The following is a 19,491-nucleotide window of genomic DNA, read 5'->3' as shown; positions in this document are numbered from 1 at the left end:
AGGTATCAGCCATGGGTAAAGATCAAGGAAATAATTTCAAACCCGTTAACAAAATTTATGATTCAAGTGATTATGAAAAAAACAATCAAGAATCTAAAGGTTTAGCGGAAACGCATGAACAATTTAGTGATTCCTATATGGTTGGAGACATTCTCACACATGACCCTTCCAATCAAGATAAGGGATAATAGGAAATCAAATCAAAAAACCGCTCAATAGGTGAACAGCCTATTGAGCGGTTTTTTAGGTCAATTCTAGTTGACGAGTTTCTTTACCAAAGAAAGCTACTGCTGCAACACCAATGACAATACTGATGCAAAAAATAGTGAAAATAAATGAAATCGAATAATTTGCACTTACAAGTGAGCCAACAAGCAGCGGACCAAGGATCCCGCCAATTCTGCCGACTGCTGCCGCCATGCCGGAGCCTGTTCCGCGGATTACTGCAGGATATTGCTCAGGGCTGTAAGCATAAAGAGCACCCCATGCACCGAGATTAAAGAACGAAAGCAAAATACCGGATAACATTAACATTGTCGTTGTTTCGGCGTTTCCAAAGGCAAGTGCCGAAGCGGCTGTACCTAATAAATAGGTCACAAGGACAAATTTGCGCCCCATTCTTTCAATCAGCCAGGCTGCAGAATAATAACCAGGCAGTTGTGCAAGCGTCATAATCAAAACATATTCAAAGCTTTGAATCATACTAAAGCCCTTCATGACCATAACACTTGGGAGCCAAAGAAACATTCCGTAATATGAAAAGACTACAGTAAACCAAAGCACCCATAACACAAAAGTAGAACGGGCATATTCTTTTGACCATACATCGCTTACGTTTTGCCAAATACTTCTCTTCTCCGTTTTGCTCGGAGAGAATACTGGTGAGTCTGGTAATTTTATACGTAAGTATAATGCATATAGTGCCGGAATTGCACTGATGATAAGCGCTGTCTGCCATCCGTAAGAAGGAATGACAAAATATGAAATGAGTGCAGAAAGCAGCCAGCCAAAAGCCCAAAAACTTTCTAATAATACAATGACACGTCCACGGTCCTTAGCAGGAACGCTTTCTGAAACAAGTGTTGAGGCAACTGGCAATTCACCGCCAAGACCCATGCCGACGAAGAAACGTAATATAAGGAATATGGTTAGGGTCGTAGTGAATGCCGATAACCCGCTGGCCAGTGAAAACATGAGCAATGTAATGATAAAAATATGTTTCCGGCCAATTCGGTCAGCCATTATTCCAAAAATAAGCGCCCCAACAGCCATGCCAATGGAATTTACACTGCCAATCCAGCCCATTTGACCAGGTGTTAAATCCCATTCTGCTGATAAAGCAGCAATAATAAAGGACAGCATTCCGACATCCATTGCATCGAACATCCATCCAAGTCCTGCTACACTCAACAGCTTTTTCTGAGAGAATTTCTTTTCTGTCATATTGAAGCCTCCATCATGTTGTCATGACAACTATCTTTACCTATTAATATAGACAAAATAGGACAGAATAACAAGAAACAATATAAAATAACCGACAGTTTTATACTGCCGGCTTAAAGGATTTTTAGTCTAATGGTTTTATTTATTATCATTTATGAATAATTATCTTCTAATGCTTTCCTAAGGAGCTGGGAAGAGCGGTCTAAATCTGCTTTGACCATTTTTTTATAGGTCTTGGCTTTTTCCTTGTCCTTTATGGAATATACAGCAACCTCCTGGTACTTTGAGTCGCCTTTTTTAATCTTGCCCCTTGTCAGTACACCATCTTCTAATAAATCATGTAAGGCCCGGTAAATTTCTGAATGCTGCGGTTCAAAGCCAAATGGTTGAAATTCTTTTCGAATTTCATCTAACAGCTGCAGTCCGTACCATCTACCATTTTCAATATTGGTGATGAGGTATAACTTTATAAATGCCCTCTGTTTAAGTAGAAATCCAGTGCTTTCTCTTTTTCGGCTCCCCATTATTCACACACCGTCCACTATTTGATTTTTCTGAATATATTATAGCACATTGTGTAAATAAGGAATAAGAAAAAGCATCCATTTCTTGGGGATATTTGAAATAGATGCTCATTTAGTTAATAAAAAAGAGATTTGTTGATTTATACTATCTTGAGTTCCATTGTGACAAATAGACCATTATAATACTTTTTCAATTCCAATATATCAAAACCGTTTGCGGCGAAAATATGTACAGTCTCTCTATCTAATTGGCAGCCATCACATATTCTACTCCAATAAGGAGTTAATTGTTCCTGAAGACGTGCTAATAATGGATTGTCCATCTTAATATGTTCAAATACAAGGATTCTCCCATTTGTTTTGCATACTCGTTTGATTTCCCTTAATGCCTTTTCTATATCTGGTATGGTACAAAAGACTAAGGTGGCAACAACTGTATCAAATGTATCATCACAAAATGGCAAGTTTTCTGCACCTGATTGGATGATATTGATTGGAACAGAAGCACTCTGTTTATTTTTATTCGATCGTTCAATCATATATGGACTTGGTTCAATTGCAATTACACCGTCTACCCTCTTATATAAAGGGAAATTAATCCCGGAGCCTGATCCTATCTCCAAAACGTTTCCATATGCTTTTTTCAGAAGATCCATACGGATATGTTTAAATTTCCCTTTCTCTAATGGGTACATGAAAAAATCATACCATTTAGCGAAAGATTGACTCAATTCATTCACTCCAACTCAAATATTGATGCGCAAAGAAGTAAAAGTTCTTAAATTCTATTAATAGCTAATACTTAAAACCTTGTTTTTTTAACGCAGGACTAACGGTTTTAGCATAGGCCTCAAAGCCTGTTTCGTAGAAGGTGCTGACATTTGATGACCAATCAGTAGAATGCTGCTTATCGGATCTTCCCAGAGTATATGCGGAGATGGTGTCATCATATTCATTTAGCAGTCGTTCTTGAATATCTCGGTTATATGCCTCTTTATGGTAAACAGAATATATTGGCAACCGAGGCTTCTGCTCTGGAATTTCTTTAGGAAACCCTACAGCAAGCCCGGCAATTGGAAACACATATTGTGGCAGCTGTAACAATTCAATAAATGTGGCTGGATTTCGACGGATGCCGCCAATTGGTACGATTCCAAGTTCCATCGATTCTGCTGCTGTGATGGCATTAGAAAGCATGATTCCAACATCTGTTGAACCGACGATAATGGCTTCTATATTCTCAACTATATTAAATTCCCTTTTATGTTTATCTGCAGCTAATTTTGCTCGGTAAAAATCAAGGCAAAACACAAGAAATACAGGGGCTTCTCTTACCCATCTTTGATTTCCTGCTGCCTCGGCCAATTTAGTTTTTTTAGCTGTATCACGGATTTCAATGATGCTGACCTGCTGTCCGTTGATCCAGTTTGGTGCAGCCATTGCAGCCTCTATCATCGTTTGGATTTGGTTCTCCTCGACATCCTTTTGTGTATCAAATTCCCGAATGGATCGGTGGTTTTTTAATAGCTTTATGGTTTCGTTCAAAAGATCAACCCTTTCAATTACAGTACTGTTATTCTTCATTATATTAGCAAAATATGTAGAGTAGATACAAAAAGACCGACTCCATTAATGGGAGCCGGACTATTTTATGCCAGTAATTGATTACTTTGCAAACCGGTGATTACCGATTGTCACTGTAACTGGTCTTGAATAAATCCAGGAGCTAGAAGCCGTGTTTGGATTATAGAAATAAAGCGAGCCGTTTCCCTGTCCTCTATAAGCAACTGCTTCAGTGACAGCTTTTTTCGATTGTGCGTCAGCTGGCTGATTAATTGTTCCGTTTTGAACAGGAGTAAATGCATAATAGCCGTGGTCTATTTGATAGATAACGTCTCTAACTGTATTAGGGAAATCAGGATGGTCTAAACGATTGAGAATAACTGTTGCCACTGCTACTTTACCTGCATAGGGCTCCCCTTTTGCTTCGGCTGAAACTAAACGGGCAATCAGATCCTTATCACTTTCAGAAATTGTAGCTTGTGGAATAACCAGCTTCTGTCCAACATAAATCATATTACTAGTCTGATTATTTGTTTGTTTTAAAGTAGTTAGTCCTACTCCATACCAATTACTGATTTTCCATAGAGTATCTCCTGAACGTACAGTATGGGTTACACTAGCCGCTTCTGTATCAATAGGGTGTTGGAAGGTAAATAGCGATACAGTTGTCACAAATGCCAGTGCTGCCATTTTAAATTTTTTTAACCTTTTCATTAGAAAACCTCCTAGTAGTCTGCGTTTCTCTCTACTACTAGGCTAGCAGTTGTAATACAACGTTTCATGACCCAAAAAGTGGTAATAGATACATTGCAACTATAAAGCTATAAGGCATAATAGGAATCTAATAAGTAGAAAGTTTTACCAACATTAAAATAGAAACCAATTTTACACAAAGGTGGAAATTATACCCTATGATATGACGAAGTATTTCAGTCTTATTTCATCTACCTCTGCTTTAGTAGGATTTATGCTCTATAACAAAGATTTATTTAAGAAAAATAGAGCTAATATTAAGAAATAGTAAAAAATAATTACTATTACATTGCTTTACATTAATCTTTCCTTCATAATTTAATAGAATTGTATTTTTTTGTCGAACAATGTAGTCAGGGGTTGGAAATGTGGAAATAGAAGTTCAACGAGTGATACTTGAATTGCTTGGAGGTCTTGGAATCTTTTTTTACGGTCTATCAACAATGCGGATGGGACTTCAAAAATGTGCTGGGAATAAAATAAAAGATATTCTTGATCGATACACAAAAAATCCTTTCACAGGATTTTTAGCAGGGATACTTGTGACAGCAATGATTCAAAGCAGTACAGCCACTTCGGTCATTACAGTTGGTCTGGTTAGTGCAGGATTTATGACCCTTCGACAGGCCATTGGGGTTATTCTTGGGGCCAATATCGGTACAACGGTTACGGCATTTGTTATAGGGATAAATATAGAAGAATACGCATTACTAATTATTGCAGTAGGATCCTTTCTTTTGTTTTTCATTAAAAAGAAAACGGTACAGAATGTTGGTCAGGTTGTCTTTGGCATTGGGGCACTTTTTTATGGTTTAGACTTAATCACTCTTGGAATGGAGCCATTAAGTATGCTTGACACCTTTCATAACCTTACCTTGCAATTAAGCTCTATTCCTTTATTAGGTGTATTGTTAGGTACGATTACAACGATTCTGATCCATAGCTCTAGTGCAACAATTGGTATATTACAAGGGCTTTATGCAGATCATATTATTTCTCTCGAAGCTGCATTGCCGATTTTATATGGAGATAATATCGGTACTACTGTTACTGCTGTTATTGCAGCCATCGGTACTTCAACAGCTGCCAAAAGAACTGCGGGAATCCATGTACTGATAAATATATTGGGTACGATTTTCTTTTTAATTCTTTTGCAGCCATTTGCTGCTTTAATCCTTTGGTTAACGTCTGTCATCCATTTAAGCCCTGAAATGGCCATTGCTTTTGCGCATGGCTTCTATAATCTATCGAGTAGTCTTCTTTTCCTCCCATTTATTAATGTGCTAATCCTATTGATTAAAAAGCTAATTCCGGGTGATGACGTTCTTATAGAGTATCGGGAAAAAAGGCTTGATCCTCATTTAATTGTAAAGTCACCGTCCATTGCATTGGGACAGGCTAAAGAAGAAATCATTTTCATGGGGAAATTCGCCATAAAAGGACTAGAGGAATCTTATCATTTCTTCCAAAAGAAGCAGGTGAAGCATGCCAATAGTGCTAGGCAAATCGAAGACTTTTTAAATAATTTTGATTTAAAAATTACAAATTATCTTGTTGATATTGAATCAAGCTCTTTATCGGAGCATGAATTAAAAGGACAACATAATCTGATAAATACGGTCCGTGATATTGAAGAAATAGGAGATCTTTTTGAGAATATCCTCGAACATATAGACTATCAGATTGCCATGAAAGTGAATTTAACGAACCATGCCCTAGAGGATTTAGATGAAATGTTTGAATTAACAGTTGATACTGTTAAAACTGCTATAACTGCATTGGATCAGAACAATAAGGACATAGCTAAGAAGGTAATGGAAAAGGGTAGTCTAATTAATAAAATGGTAGAGGAATTTCGTTCACATCATGTTATACGTTTGCAATCCGGTGAATGCAGTCATCAAGCTGGAATTGTTTTTATTGATATCATTAGCAACCTTAAACGGATTGGAAATCATGCTGCCAATATTGCTAATTCTATTATTAAAGTACAAAACGATTATCAGGAAGCTAGATATGTACATCCAGAATGATTCAATGTGAAGGTAAGATTGAAAATATATAAGCAAATAAATGATGGTTACAAAAAAGCAGACCTTTTTATACAAAAGTCTGCTTTTTTGTTTATTATTCCCCTAAATCCACATTATGATAAACCTGTTGAACATCATCTAAATCCTCTAAAACATCGATTAGTTTTTCAAATTGTGCGACTCCATCTTCTGGTAATGTCACATCGCTTTTCGCCAGCATGGTTAGCTCTGCAACGGTAAACTCACTGACACCAGCTGCTTTAAAGGCTTCCTGTACAGCATGAAACTGTTCTGGTTCAGCATAAACAATAACGGTTTCATCTTCTTCAATAATATCGCGAACATCTAAGTCTGCTTCCATTAATAGTTCCAGTACTTCATCAGCGGTTTTTCCTTCAACCCCGATTACAGCGGTTGGATCAAACATATAGGCAACAGATCCACTTACACCCATGTTCCCTCCGTTTTTACCAAAGGCAGCTCGTACCTCAGATGCAGTTCGATTCACATTATTCGTTAATGCATCGACAATAACCATGGATCCGTTCGGACCAAAGCCTTCATAGCGTAGTTCGTCAAAGTTTTCCTCTGATCCACCCTTTGCCTTTTCAATGGCACGATCGATAATATGTCTTGGTACATTATATGTTTTTGCTCGCTCTAATACGAAGCGTAGAGACTGATTAGATTCTGGATCTGGTTCACCCTGTTTAGCAGCTACATATATTTCTTTTCCAAACTTGGCATAAATTCTGCTTGTATTAGCATCTTTAGATGCTTTTTTTTCCTTAATATTATTCCACTTACGACCCATAAAATCCCACTCTCTTTCAACGATTTACGTAATGATTTCCTTAAATAAGCGTACTCATCCTTTTAACATTAGTAGTGTTAGATGTTTACTTATTTATTCACAAAATATATTATACCTAATCAAAGATTAGGTTAAAAGTCAAATATAATAAAAATAATCATAGAACCTGGAGCTTATTTGATATTAATAAAAACACGCATGGAATTTTCCATGCGTGTTTTTTTGATCTTTATAGAAGGATACTTACTTTACCTTGTGGACGTAAACCTTCTAAGTTAAGAATTACTTTCTTAGAAAGAATCTTTAATTCGCCATCTTCTTGAACTAATTGGTATTCATTAACACCTACATAAGTATCAAGGAAATCACGCTTAGCACGGTAAGTAATGAAGTTAGCTCTTACAGTTACAACGCCATCTTCATTGCTAACGATTCTTACGTTAGATACATTATGTGTAGTTTTTGAATGTGGAAACTCTACGTGAGCTTCTTTCTTCAATAAACGTAGTGCTCTTTGCTCAAGACGTGCTCTATCATCATGTACTAGGAATAAAGCTGTTTTGAAATCTGCATTTGGGCTTCCGATAGGAGGAATAACATATGTTCCTTCTTTAGCAAATAAATCAGCCCATGCTTGCATTTTCCATTCATCAAGCAGTTCTGCCTCATGGTATAAAAAATCTTCTACTTCTTGACGTGTTATATTCATGCGTTAACCCCCTCAGCTTCTTCTTTACCTTCTTGTTTTGCTTCTTCAGCCAACATTAATTCATTCCATCTACGCCAGAATGCACGCATTTGTGCTTCGTCTGTTGCTTGAGGTACCTCTCTGTTCATACCTTTAGAAATGTCGTTCCAGCCTACTTCTTTAGCATTTAAGAAACCTTCTTGACAAAGTTCAAGTGCTTCGTTGTCGTCTGGAGTTGCGAAGCCTGATGGTCCTAAGAATTCTAGGAAGCTATCGTTACGAACTTCTCTAAAGTTTTCATTTTCAGCTTTAGGTGCTAATGCATAACCAGTTACTTCAATGTATCCAGGCTCGATTGGATAGAAAGTTCTGATTGTAATCGCCATGATATCGTTAATGATTAAGTTAGGGAAAATCCAGATGTTACGGTTTTTCTTTGCAATACGGTGTGCTCTTTCTTTACCGAATTTTTCTTCTAATCTCGTATTGTATCCTTCGATTACTTCTTTCGCTTCTTCACCGTAACCTTCAATCCATTTTCCAATTGGTCTTGGCCAAGCAGAGTAGTATTCCATAACAGCATGTCCGCCGCCAAGGTCTTTACCTTCACCAATAAGACTGTCTTTTTCCATTGTACCGCCACGAGTAGCAACAATATCAAAATAAGTTTTGTGTGTTGGTACACCATGATATAAGTCAACACTGTTTTCTCCTAGTAACTTCCAGTTGGCGCGTACGCTGTATTGTTGAGGATCTGTTAGAACTTCCATTCCTAGAGTTGGATCTTCAGCAGCATATGCTTGGTCAGCTACTAAATCTAAATATTCTTTAGCGTTTCCTAAGTAATCTTCTAAAGAGATAGCGTTATCATCAAAGTTAACAAACATAAAACCACGATAGTTTTCAAGACGCTTTACTGTAGCTAGGTTTTTTGAACCATCACAATTATGATCATTTGGGAAACCTGCTTTATCAGGCATACCAACTAATTCACCTTGGTTATTAAAGCTCCATGCATGGTAGAAGCAACGGAATACTTTAGAGTTTCCACAAGCTTCACGAGTAACTAATGCACCGCGGTGTGGACAGCTGTTATAGAAAGCGCGGATTTCGCCGTCTTGGCTGCGAGTGAAGATTAAGTTGCGTCCACCAACTTTTCTTCTATGGAAATCACCTTTGTTTGGTAGTTCAGATTCATGTCCAATATATAGCCAGCACTTACTGAAAATGGCTTCTCTCTCTGTTTCTAAAATCTCTGGATTAACAAACGCTTGTCGATTGACTTTGAAAGACAACTTCTCTTTGTCTTCTCTAATATATTTCCCCATCAATGTCCCTCCTAGAATTCTATAACTTAGAAATTATATATAAAAATAATCTATCGAGATTATTTTTATTGCATAGTATGAATACCCTTACTTGAACGCGCTTACAATTCCAATAAATTATTATATTAGTATTTTCCATTAAAACAATTTATTTACAATTTTATTATATCATAAATTGTTAATTATTATACAATAATAAATATTATGATATGTTTACGCATTCATCTTTTCTGTTGGGGTGAAATCGAATACAAGTTTCTATGTGATTACAACTTAAACCCAAACAAGAAATTTTTTATACTAATATTAAGAGATTAAATATTAAAATTTTCTCTCTTTTTTAACTATACTCACATTATATAAGTTAAATTCTCTAAAATCTAATCAAAAAAATCTTCTTTTTCCATAATATATTCAATAATTTTTTTATAGACCTATTTTCAAATTGGGTTATATGCTCTATATTTTAACTAATATCCCCTTGTTAAAGTCCCTTGTTTGGCAATATCAATATAGTTTCCACTGCGTAAAGGCTATTTAAGGACACGCTAATAAGTGGACAAATGAAAATTTATTTATTAGTATTTTAATAGTTATTAATTTTTTCTTTATTTTCAAAAATATTTTTTTGGAAAAATATCGACACTTGCACATTGTGCTGGTACATATATGGATTGAACCTGTATAACCATTTTATTGTTTAGTTACTATCGAAATATGGAAATATATTAATGGTTTCATTATTATAGGAGGTATACTCGTGGATACAAGTCAACTTGAAACATTTCTAGCCATTTATGAGTATAATAATTATTCAAAAGCGGCCGAACATCTAAATGTAACCCAGCCTACTGTTACGGCGAGAATGAAAAATTTAGAAAGCGAACTCTCATGCAAATTATTTGAGCGTTCAGGTAAAAACGTTACATTAACAAGAGAAGGAAAAGTATTTCTTAAATATGCTACTACAATCCTTTCATATGTTAAATATTCAAAAGAGGAGACTTTATCATCCAAATATCCAAGCCTCAAAGTGGGCTTTCCACCTGGATTTTCCTACTCATTTATCACTCAACTCATACAATCAATTATCTCAATTGATGATTTGAATATTTCTGTAATGGAAGGTGAGGATTCAAGTAAATTAAACGAACAAATTATTACTGGTGAATTAGATTTGGTCCTTACAAGAAACGATGTAGCATATAATCCTAATCTCATTTCGGAATATCTATTTGATGATAAACTAGTTCTTATATGCGGTAAAAATCATCGTCTTGCTAATCTTGAAGAAATGAAAATGGATGACTTACACGATGAAACCATTATTTGGTACCGGAGGAACTCCCCCCTTTTATCTAGCGTTGATCAACGTCTGATTGGCATACCAAATATAAAACATATTGAAGTTGGAAATAATGAAATGTTAAAGAAGGTTGTAGCGAGTGGAATCGGACTTGGGATTACACCATTAATAGGGATTGATCAATACGACCGAGAACAGCTGGTAGTAAAGGAAATAAGAGAATTTCAGCATATTCCCAATAAAATTTATATACAATATCGAAAAAATTTAATAATTGATCAATTCATCGAAAATATTATTGAGTCAATCATTAATCATCATAATAAAAAGAATTAATAAAAAAGGTGTCAGACAACAATAAAGATTTTTTGTACTGTCTGACACCTTTCTTATTGTAGCAGTTCCTCGGCAACCAATTGATAGGAGTGAATTTTATCTTCTATTGAATAAGTAATGGTGACAATCATCATCTCATCTGCCTGATATTTCACTTGCAGTTGCTGCAATCGTTTCTTTACAACGTTCGGGTTTCCGATAATGATATTCTCCTTCATTTTATTTATGTGCATAGTTTCTTTTTTATTGGGTTTATATTTCAGTGCCTGTTCAATAGACGGAACTCCTAGCAGCTGTTCTTCTTTTTCTTTTTGTAATTGCCAAATTAGCCAGCTAATAGCAAGCTCCTCTGCCTTTTCATTCGTTTCGGCGCAAATAACCGATACAGTTAGAATCACCTTTGGCTGATGTCTGTTTTTTCTGGGTATAAATGTATCTCGATATTGCTTTACAATTTCCACCCCATCCTGATCACTCATGAACTGTCCGAATGCATAGGCTATCCCGTTTTCAGCTGCCAAGAAAGCACTTTTTTTACCGGTTCCTAAAAGCCAAGGAACTGGTGCCGTTTCAGGGAGAGGCGAAGCAGATAATCCTGAATAGTCGTGAACAGCGGGAAAATCATTTTCTAAAAATCCTATCAGTTCCTTCACTAATGCGGGCATTTTCCATACATTTTGTAAAAAGTTGTCTGACAGTGCATTTGTTGCCTCTGCGGATCCTCCCGGAGCCCGGCCGATTCCGATGTCAATCCGGTTGGGAAACAAGGTTGCCAATAAATTAAAGACTTCTGCAACCTTATATGGTTTATAGTGCGGTAATAATACAGCTCCAGAACCGAGGCGTATCTTTGTGGTGTTAGCTCCTATGTAACTTAACATAACTTCAGGTGCCGAGCAGGCTAGTCCTGGTAAATTATGATGCTCAGCGATCCAATATCGTGTATAGCCTAATTTCTCGCCGGCTTGGGCTAATTTAAGAGAGTTTACTAAAGCTTCCTGTGCGGTCTGATTAGCGGATATAGGTGCTTGATCTAATATACTTAATTTCAATAAGAAGCCCTTCCTTCCTTCAACATAATTAAATTCCATCTGTGAAATTAGTTTTTTAACTCATAAAGACGCCACTAATGCAAGTGACGTCTTTATATTACAGTACTTAATACCGTGAATTACAGCTTTGAAAATTCCTCTACTAAGTTTTCAAAACGTTTAAGTGCATTTTCGATTGGTTCAGGTGTGGTTAAATCAACACCAGTCTTTTTTAATAATTCAAGTGGATAATCTGAACTGCCACTTTTCAAAAATTCTAGATAGGAGTGGATGGTTTCCTCGTCTCCTTCAAAAATCCTTGTCGCTAAATGGATGGCAGATGCATATCCGGTTGCGTATTTATAGACGTAAAATGGGCGGTAAAAATGAGGGATTCTTGACCAGCCATATTTCACTTGTTCATCAAATACGATTTCCTCCCCATTGAATTCTCTAAATAAGGTTTCATATGTCTGATTAAAGACTTCTACGTTCAATGGCATTCCCTTCTCTGCCAGTTCATGTGTCTTTTTCTCGAATTCGGCAAACATCACCTGGGTAAAGAATGTTCCTTTATATTGATCGATAAAATGATTTAATAGATGCTTTCGGACATCAATATCCTGTTCATTTTTTAATAAGTAGTTTATTAAAAGTACTTCATTAACCGTAGATGCGACTTCAGCAACAAAAATACTATATTTGGCCGTAATTTGCGGCTGGTATTTCGAGCTTAGCATACTATGTGCTCCATGGCCGCATTCGTGGACCAAGGTAAATAAACTATCTAAATCATCCTGATGGTTTAAGAGAATAAATGGATGTGCCCCATATACACCCAAATTATACGCACCAGACCTTTTCCCTGGTGTTTCCCGAACGTCAATATAACGGGCGTCTCGAAATTCTTTTAGGATTTGTATGTAATCCTCACCAAGAGGAGATAATGCTTTTAGCATAGTTTCATAGGCGTCCTCGAATGATATGACTGGCTTTACTCCTTTGATTAATGGGACACTCATATCATATTGATGAAGCTCCTCTACGTTTAATTTTTCTTTTCGAATCCTTGTATATCGATGGAGCGGGGCAATATTTTTCTTCGTCGTTAAAATAAGGTTCTCATAGACCTCTTTCGGAACCCGGTCTCCAAATAAACCCTTTTCTAATGCGGATGGATACTTACGTATTTTTGCCATCGTGGTGTTATTTTTTATTGCTCCTGATAGTGTGGCCGCAATTGAGTTTTTTAATTGAAGGTATGGTTGATAATAGGCAAAATAAGCTTCTTTCCGTTTTTCACGATCCTCATCTTCGATTAACTTTGTATACATCCCTCTTGTAAGCTCTATACGTTCTCCATTATCTCCGGTCACTTCACCAAATTTAATATCTGCGTTATTTATCATTCCAAATGTATGACTTGGAACTGATAATGCTTCACCTAATTGGGAAAGTACCTCCTCTTGCTCCCTGCTTAACACATGGGGTTTATATCGAAATGATTCCATTAAGTCCTCTGCAAAGTAATCTAATCCCTTTTCTTCTTTAATGTATGATTGCAGTGTTTCTTCCTTCAAGCCTAATAAAAAGGGCATAAAAAATGATGTGGATGAGCTTACTGTTACACTTAACTGCTTTGCCTTGTCTAATAATGACTGAGAGCTTGTGTTCCGTGTATCTTCATCTACCTTTAACATCGCATATGCATATAGTTTATTGAATATATATGATAGTTCCTCACTTTGTTTCAAATATTGATAAAGAGAGTGTCCATCATGAATCTGACCATCAAATGCTTTTAATCTCTTTGCTATTTCTTCAATTTGCAGATAATCATTTTCCCAGAGATTAAGATCTGAGTATAAATCACATAAATTCCATTTTTCCTGTTCAGGCACTTCCTGCCTCGTCGTATAGGTAGTCATGTATTGTCCCCCTTTTTTTGTAGATGATTGTCCAGATAAAAACATTATACTTAATATATTCTCACTAATCTCATCTAACACCTTTAAAATGTAATTAAGAATTGAAATACATATATATCTTTCATTTCTTCTTCAACCGCTTCATAGTGTACAATAGTTTGGAAAGGATGTGGATGAAATGGCTGTCACATTGCCTCATATTGAAGATTCTAATAACACAACATACTTTCCCCCGAAAGGAGATTTTCTACTTTTTGAAAATAATGAACAATACATAGAAAAGCTTAAAGAATGGGGATTATCAACGAACAAGGATGCATTTTGGTATAAAGAAAGAACCTTTCAAAGGCTTGTTACGATTAAAGGCTATGAGGTTTATGGGGTAACAGGAGAGTACAATACAATTGTACTTGAGTTCCAGGATGGAAACTTAACCTGTATCCACCCTTCTTACTTAAAGGAAATGCAATCACCAAACTTTGAGAAAGCAAATGTAACAGAATCTGAAAAGGAAAAGGATAAAAATGTACCGGCAAGAGCGAAAGAATCAGATTCTGGTAGTGCATCAAAACAGGCTGAACAAGAACTGACGGAGAAAAAGCCAGCTGGAAAAAAAGCAGTAAAGAAAACCGAAACGAAAGCGAAGCAAGCAAAACTTGAACTGCCGGCCGATAAAGTGCATTTTACAGCAACAGTTAAGCAATTTGCTTTAAGCTGGAATAATTTTAATGAAGAAAATGATGAAGTCGTTGTCCTAGAAAATGTTGTGATTCAAAAAGAAAATCCAATAGAAATAGGTCTTGCTTGGTGCTCTCATTCTAAAACGTTGAAGAAATTCGAGCTTTCTCCCGGAGAGAATCTGGAATTTGACGGCAAGATTGTGAAGAAGAAATTACCAAAAGGTAAAGAGGCAGAAGAAGAATTTATTGTAGAAGAACCCGTACCATATAAAATTAATAATCCATCTAAAATTAATAAGAGCTGAATATGATGCATTTTATCGCTGCTTGGTTCCCTGATAATCCTCTTTTTTTGGCACTAAGCAGTGTTATCTTAAATCTCATTGTAGCGATTTCCGGTATTCTTCCTAGTACTTTTATCACAGTCGGTACAGTGGGTGTTTTCGGTTTAGAAAAGGGTCTTTTTATCCTTATTTGCGGAGAAGCGTTAGGAGCAATAGTCAGCTTTATTCTCTATCGGAAAGGTGTTCAAAAATTTTTATCCTTTCCTAAAATGGGAAATATCCAAAATAAGTACTTAGCTAAACTAAGAAATTCGAAAGGAATGACTACTTTTTTCATTGTTGTACTTCTTCGCATTCTCCCTTTTGTGTCATCAGGGGCAGTGACACTTACTGCTGCATTAAGTAAAATGAGCCTATTATCCTTTTGTTTTGCCAGTACGCTAGGGAAAATTCCAGCATTATTCATAGAGGCTTATTCTGTATCACATGTATTAAGATTAGAAAGAGAATGGCAGATTGGATTCATCGTATTTGTCATAATCATACTTCTTATTTATCTCTTTTATAAAAAGAGAATGAAGTAATTTACAAAGGAACCTCTTCAAGACGTTCCTTTGTAAATACAACCTTTGTACCTGCGCATTTTAGCGTTTACGCCTAATTAAAAATGCTTTATCCGATTTTTCAAATCCAATTCGAGGATAATAGTCAATTACGTTTGGTGCGGAAACTAACAGCAACGTAACCTCATCACCAAGCTTATCTTGAATAATGCGTACGAGTTCTTTTCCAATTCCACGACGTTGATATTCAGCATCAACAGCAAGATCTGATAAATAACAGCAATAAGAATAATCTGTTATTGCTCTTGCAATACCAACAAGTTGACCATTGTTTCTCGCCGTAGCAATAATATCTGCATGATCAATCATGCGTTGAATACGCTCTAAATCATCTACCGGACGTGTAATCCCCGACTTTTTAAAGACATTTACTACTTCAGAAGCATCAAGCTTTTGAATACATTCATATTGAATCTGCATTATTTATGCTCCTTTCTTCACTCATTACCCACTCTTTTTATAAATTCAGCAAGCCGCTTATACTATCCTGCATTTTAATATGGTATTTTCGTGTTTTGGGGCCAGATTCATCTTTGGTTTTCAAAAGAAATAATCAATCTTGTGTGTTATCATTACTAATATTGGCTATTATTTTAATAGCTATAAGAATATAAAGCTTTTATCACTTTATGAAGGGAGGAAATGGTTTGAGGGTCATTCTTAGGCTTTTCGCTACGATATTATTGCTCAGCAGCATTTGGTTTCTCTTTTTAAAAGGTCAACAAGGGCTGGATGTGCCGTCTTTATATGAGAATATTCAAACAAAGCTCATGACCATTAAGGAAAACCCGGATGTTACAATTGCCATCAATACATTAGAAACAGGGTTTGATACTTTGTTAATTGAAATAGATCAGGCTTTAAATTCGCTACAAAAGGATCAGCAGAAAAAGGAAGATAAAATAGCGAAGCCGATATTGGATGATCCCATATCGCATTCTTTCTCCATTCATAATATTGAGCTAGGAGATTCGAAAGCGGATGTAGAAAGTGTTGTAGGTGCAGCAAAGCGTTCTTCCTACAATGAATACGGTGTAGAATGGTTCGCTTACCACGAAAACTATCAAAATTTCTTCATGGCAGCTTTTGATGAAGAGAATAAGGTTGTGGGGTTGTTCACTAACCAGGACCTATTAACCTCGAAACAAGGGATTAAAATTGGCTCCTCTATGGATGTCGTTCTTGATCAGCTTGGTGAGCCGAGCACAAGCATTCGAAAAGGCTTGATTTCTTATCAGATTGAGAATCAGGGTGAATACCATTTGTTTGAAGTGGATAATAGTTATGTGACCGTTTTTTATGATAAGCATGAGAACCAGTCAGTTACAGCTATCCAAATCATAAGTACTGACTTGGAGAAGCAAAAGGATGCTTACTATTCAGTGGAAAGTAAAGAATTAAAAGAGGGTTTTGAATATCAGCTATTTGATTTAACAAATGCAGCAAGAGTTGTTCATGGTCTTCCAGTTTTATCATGGGATGAAGCTGTTACAGTAACAGCTCGTGACCATAGCACAGATATGGCACAAAATCATTATTTTAATCATACCAATCTTGAAGGGCAGTCCCCTTTCGACCGGATGAAAGAGGACCATATTTCTTTTCGTGCAGCTGGTGAAAATCTTGCTGCCGGACAGTTAAGCAGTATTTTTGCCCATGAAGGGTTAATGAACTCACTGGGACATCGAGAAAATATCCTTCAGCCTGACTTTGAAGCATTAGGCGTCGGTGTCGCGTTTGACGCTGAATCGAGACCTTACTATACAGAAAACTTTTTAGCTCATTAAAAAGGAAAAACCAAGATGGTTTTTCCTTTTTTTACTGTTATACCCCTTTAGAATGATCGGAAAATGTTTCTTTAACTCCTTTTTTTCTCTTCCATCTGTAAAGGAGAAACAATATGACTGCAAGAAGTACAATTGCTTCGATAAGAAAATCATTCATATGCGAATTCATCAATCCTGCAGGAATTAAGATGAGGAGCAAGAAATAGAGAAAGTTTCCGAAAATAGTTGCAGAAATAAAGGAATGAAAGTGAATAGAACTGATTCCGCCTAAAATATTAATCAGGCTTGTAGGAATAAAAGGCATGATTCTGGCTTGAAAAACAAATAGGAATCCATTCCTTTCGATCTTCTCAACAAAATCTTTATTCATCCTTGGAAGAACCCAATCCTGAAACAAATATCTACTTCCGAAAAACATAAGCGCAGCCCCTGCAATACTTGTTAACCAGCTCCAAAGAAAACCGTTAATAAATCCAAATAGCGTATAGTTGATTGTAATAACTAGTAGTAAGGGGATAATAGTAAATGTATTTTGAATGATCATGATAAGTAATGTAATAAGTAAAGTTACCCATAAATTTTCTTGGATAATTTTACTTGTGTTCCCGCTTCTAATGGTTTGAAACCATTCTGCCTGAAACATAATATAAATCATGACTGAAATGAATAAAAGGAATGAGAGTGATTTTACCCAATTTTTAATTTGTACCACCTATTTCATTAGGAGTCTTAACCTTAATTCTATTATAAACTTAATAAACAATGGAGTGGTATTTCATGTCAAAATAATGCAAATAGGTTCATCGATCTATAGTTAACGAATAATCGACAAAAAACGACGACAATTTTCGATAAAGTTATGTTATAATTAAATAATGTTAAGAAAAATGACAATTTATGATGCGTCAGAAAGGATGTTCTCGTTGAATTATGAAATTGAAACGATTTATTATCTAGCCAATCCAGAAACAGATCAAATTGCCTTTGCAACAGGTAGTCAACTAAGATATGAGGATATCATAAAGGATATTTTTGGCGTTGCCAGTATTCATGATTTGCCAATGATGATCCAATACAATAAGAACTTTCAATCTTCAATTTGTAGCTACTTTGGCGTGATGGAAAATGAAATTACACTTGAAATGATTGTTCGGGTTGCAACAAAGATTGATTTGCTGGAATTAAAAAATCAGTATGAAGAACAGCTTAAGCAAGTATCAGTAGAAGGAAATGGTACGAATACACCACCTTTCGATACGATGATTCGACTACAAGAGGGTATTTTTCAATGGGATGAAGAGCATTCTTCCTATAATCTTGTGAAAACCACTTAATTCTCCAATGTTTACGCATCACTTTCCTTTCAACAGCCATCTCGAAATTTGATATGAAAATACCCACCAGCAAAGAAGAATGTGGTGGGTTTTGTTGTACATTATTTAGGGAGTTTTTCCATTTCTTCAATGATTCGAATCATTTTGTAAAGTTGTTCGTTGATTGGTGTAGGGACTCCATATTTCTTACCTAATTCACATACTTTTCCGGCAAAATATTCAACCTCTGTTTTTCGCCCCGCTTCAACGTCCTGTAACATAGAGGTTTTTCCATTTGGAGACAAATTATTAATAATCGGCCAGAACTTCTTCAAATCCTTCTCTGATAATCCTGTTCCTGTTTTTTCTGATAACGAAACGACTTCTCGCATGGCAGATTCCACCCATTCATATGCAATCGGCAATGATTGAAAAACACCATAGGGTGCTTTTAATACCGCAGATGTTTGGTTGATACCGACATTGATCATAAACTTCCACCACATAGTATGCGAGATATTGCGGGAAATTTCATAATTAATCCCGATTTCTTCAAATAACTCCTTAACTGCGTGGACATCATCAGATAATGTATTGTCCATTTCCCCATATTCAATTCGGCCGCGTGTTGTAAAACGGACTTCGTTATGGGCTCGAACCGCGTCAATTTCAACGCTCATACTGTATAAAATATGTTCATTATGATAGGCAGCATAGATCTCTTCTTCGCTCGAAATTCCATTTAGCAGAGATAGAATAATGGTATCAGAACCGACATGATGCCTTGCATCCTTAATGGCTTGTGGCAGTTCAGCATTTTTTACTGCAAAAATCACAAGGTCTGCAGGCTCAGTTTTTGCTTCGGGTGTTATGTAATTAAAATAATATGGTTGTTCGTTAATAAGTATTCCCTTTTCCTGATATCGTTTAATTCGTTCTTCATTTGCGACAACTTGAAATGAATCAGCTAAAGAATCATGTAGTAAGCTTCCATAAGCCGCACCTATTGCTCCAAGACCGACTAATGTTACTTTTCTTATTTTTTTCAACCGTGTTC

At 36.1% G+C, this 19,491-nt stretch carries 20 protein-coding genes; 7 read left to right on the top strand and 13 right to left on the bottom strand.

Features of this window, described 5'->3' with window-relative positions; all coding sequences use genetic code 11:
* Nucleotides 1-11 precede the first annotated feature (11 nt).
* The gene (locus tag ACHUFV_RS03605; protein WP_394232241.1) at nucleotides 12-188 is read left to right on the top strand and encodes a YozQ family protein; all 177 of its coding nucleotides are present in this window, start codon (nucleotides 12-14) and stop codon (nucleotides 186-188) included.
* 55 nt (nucleotides 189-243) lie between these two features.
* Here ACHUFV_RS03605 and ACHUFV_RS03600 read toward each other — a convergent pair whose 3' ends face one another.
* The 5 genes from ACHUFV_RS03600 to ACHUFV_RS03580 all read right to left on the bottom strand — a co-directional run bounded on the left by ACHUFV_RS03600 (nucleotide 244) and on the right by ACHUFV_RS03580 (nucleotide 4,244).
* Nucleotides 244-1,443, bottom strand: coding sequence for an MFS transporter (locus ACHUFV_RS03600; protein ID WP_394232240.1), 1,200 nt, complete (start codon nucleotides 1,441-1,443; stop codon nucleotides 244-246).
* 152 nt (nucleotides 1,444-1,595) lie between these two features.
* Entirely contained in the window at nucleotides 1,596-1,967 is a 372-nt protein-coding gene (locus ACHUFV_RS03595) for a Replication termination protein (protein ID WP_394232239.1), read from the bottom strand.
* 140 nt (nucleotides 1,968-2,107) lie between these two features.
* The gene (locus ACHUFV_RS03590; RefSeq protein WP_394232238.1) at nucleotides 2,108-2,707 is read right to left on the bottom strand and encodes a class I SAM-dependent methyltransferase; all 600 of its coding nucleotides are present in this window, start codon (nucleotides 2,705-2,707) and stop codon (nucleotides 2,108-2,110) included.
* A 55-nt stretch (nucleotides 2,708-2,762) separates the two neighbouring features.
* Nucleotides 2,763-3,512: an NADPH-dependent oxidoreductase gene (locus ACHUFV_RS03585; protein WP_394232237.1), complete on the bottom strand. Its 750-nt coding sequence runs from the start codon at nucleotides 3,510-3,512 to the stop codon at nucleotides 2,763-2,765.
* Between the two features lie 120 nt (nucleotides 3,513-3,632).
* The gene (locus tag ACHUFV_RS03580; RefSeq protein ID WP_394232236.1) at nucleotides 3,633-4,244 is read right to left on the bottom strand and encodes a cell wall hydrolase; all 612 of its coding nucleotides are present in this window, start codon (nucleotides 4,242-4,244) and stop codon (nucleotides 3,633-3,635) included.
* A 407-nt stretch (nucleotides 4,245-4,651) separates the two neighbouring features.
* Here ACHUFV_RS03580 and ACHUFV_RS03575 point away from each other — a divergent pair, with 407 nt between their 5' ends.
* A complete protein-coding gene (locus ACHUFV_RS03575; RefSeq protein WP_394232235.1) occupies nucleotides 4,652-6,316 on the top strand; it encodes a Na/Pi cotransporter family protein in 1,665 nt (554 codons plus the stop codon).
* 94 nt (nucleotides 6,317-6,410) lie between these two features.
* Here the strand turns inward: ACHUFV_RS03575 and ACHUFV_RS03570 are convergent, their stop codons facing one another.
* The 3 genes from ACHUFV_RS03570 to ACHUFV_RS03560 form a co-directional block, all read right to left on the bottom strand.
* Nucleotides 6,411-7,130, bottom strand: coding sequence for a YebC/PmpR family DNA-binding transcriptional regulator (locus tag ACHUFV_RS03570; protein ID WP_394232234.1), 720 nt, complete (start codon nucleotides 7,128-7,130; stop codon nucleotides 6,411-6,413).
* Between the two features lie 229 nt (nucleotides 7,131-7,359).
* On the bottom strand, nucleotides 7,360-7,839 hold the full coding sequence (locus ACHUFV_RS03565; RefSeq protein WP_394232233.1) for an aromatic-ring-hydroxylating dioxygenase subunit beta: 480 nt from the start codon (nucleotides 7,837-7,839) through the stop codon (nucleotides 7,360-7,362).
* A complete protein-coding gene (locus ACHUFV_RS03560) occupies nucleotides 7,836-9,146 on the bottom strand; it encodes an aromatic ring-hydroxylating oxygenase subunit alpha (protein WP_394232232.1) in 1,311 nt (436 codons plus the stop codon). Before ACHUFV_RS03560 ends, ACHUFV_RS03565 begins: the two co-directional genes overlap by 4 nt.
* A 760-nt stretch (nucleotides 9,147-9,906) precedes the next feature.
* Here ACHUFV_RS03560 and ACHUFV_RS03555 point away from each other — a divergent pair.
* Complete coding sequence (locus tag ACHUFV_RS03555; RefSeq protein ID WP_394232231.1) at nucleotides 9,907-10,788, top strand: LysR family transcriptional regulator; 882 nt, start codon at nucleotides 9,907-9,909, stop codon at nucleotides 10,786-10,788.
* A 53-nt stretch (nucleotides 10,789-10,841) separates the two neighbouring features.
* Here ACHUFV_RS03555 and ACHUFV_RS03550 read toward each other — a convergent pair whose 3' ends face one another.
* Together ACHUFV_RS03550 and pepF are read right to left on the bottom strand one after the other, a co-directional pair.
* The gene (locus ACHUFV_RS03550; protein WP_394232230.1) at nucleotides 10,842-11,840 is read right to left on the bottom strand and encodes an LLM class flavin-dependent oxidoreductase; all 999 of its coding nucleotides are present in this window, start codon (nucleotides 11,838-11,840) and stop codon (nucleotides 10,842-10,844) included.
* Nucleotides 11,841-11,959: 119 nt separating this feature from the next.
* Entirely contained in the window at nucleotides 11,960-13,747 is a 1,788-nt protein-coding gene (gene pepF, locus ACHUFV_RS03545; RefSeq protein ID WP_394232229.1) for an oligoendopeptidase F, read from the bottom strand.
* Between the two features lie 178 nt (nucleotides 13,748-13,925).
* Between pepF and ACHUFV_RS03540 the strand changes: the two genes are divergently transcribed.
* Together ACHUFV_RS03540 and ACHUFV_RS03535 are read left to right on the top strand one after the other, a co-directional pair.
* Complete coding sequence (locus ACHUFV_RS03540) at nucleotides 13,926-14,732, top strand: hypothetical protein (protein ID WP_394232228.1); 807 nt, start codon at nucleotides 13,926-13,928, stop codon at nucleotides 14,730-14,732.
* A gap of 2 nt (nucleotides 14,733-14,734) precedes the next feature.
* Nucleotides 14,735-15,295 carry a TVP38/TMEM64 family protein gene (locus ACHUFV_RS03535; RefSeq protein ID WP_394232227.1) on the top strand — a complete coding sequence of 187 codons (561 nt, stop codon included), beginning with the start codon at nucleotides 14,735-14,737 and terminating at the stop codon, nucleotides 15,293-15,295.
* Nucleotides 15,296-15,355: 60 nt separating this feature from the next.
* Here ACHUFV_RS03535 and ACHUFV_RS03530 read toward each other — a convergent pair whose 3' ends face one another.
* Nucleotides 15,356-15,754, bottom strand: a complete 399-nt coding sequence (locus tag ACHUFV_RS03530) for a GNAT family N-acetyltransferase (protein ID WP_394232226.1) — start codon at nucleotides 15,752-15,754, stop codon at nucleotides 15,356-15,358.
* Nucleotides 15,755-15,981: 227 nt separating this feature from the next.
* Here ACHUFV_RS03530 and ACHUFV_RS03525 point away from each other — a divergent pair, with 227 nt between their 5' ends.
* Nucleotides 15,982-17,121: a CAP domain-containing protein gene (locus tag ACHUFV_RS03525; protein WP_394232225.1), complete on the top strand. Its 1,140-nt coding sequence runs from the start codon at nucleotides 15,982-15,984 to the stop codon at nucleotides 17,119-17,121.
* Between the two features lie 37 nt (nucleotides 17,122-17,158).
* On the opposite strand, the gene ACHUFV_RS03520 is transcribed toward ACHUFV_RS03525, so the two are convergent.
* The gene (locus ACHUFV_RS03520) at nucleotides 17,159-17,776 is read right to left on the bottom strand and encodes a TVP38/TMEM64 family protein (protein ID WP_394232224.1); all 618 of its coding nucleotides are present in this window, start codon (nucleotides 17,774-17,776) and stop codon (nucleotides 17,159-17,161) included.
* A gap of 268 nt (nucleotides 17,777-18,044) precedes the next feature.
* Between ACHUFV_RS03520 and ACHUFV_RS03515 the strand changes: the two genes are divergently transcribed.
* Complete coding sequence (locus ACHUFV_RS03515) at nucleotides 18,045-18,455, top strand: hypothetical protein (RefSeq protein ID WP_394232223.1); 411 nt, start codon at nucleotides 18,045-18,047, stop codon at nucleotides 18,453-18,455.
* A 101-nt stretch (nucleotides 18,456-18,556) separates the two neighbouring features.
* Here the strand turns inward: ACHUFV_RS03515 and ACHUFV_RS03510 are convergent, their stop codons facing one another.
* Complete coding sequence (locus ACHUFV_RS03510; RefSeq protein WP_394232222.1) at nucleotides 18,557-19,483, bottom strand: ketopantoate reductase family protein; 927 nt, start codon at nucleotides 19,481-19,483, stop codon at nucleotides 18,557-18,559.
* Nucleotides 19,484-19,491: the final 8 nt, after the last annotated feature.

Origin of the sequence: Niallia oryzisoli (assembly GCF_043641075.1) — a bacterium.
GTDB lineage: Bacteria > Bacillota > Bacilli > Bacillales > Cytobacillaceae > Bacillus_BD > Bacillus_BD oryzisoli_A.
The sequence above is the reverse complement of the archived record's forward strand: the minus strand, read 5'-3'. Positions and strand labels throughout refer to the sequence as shown.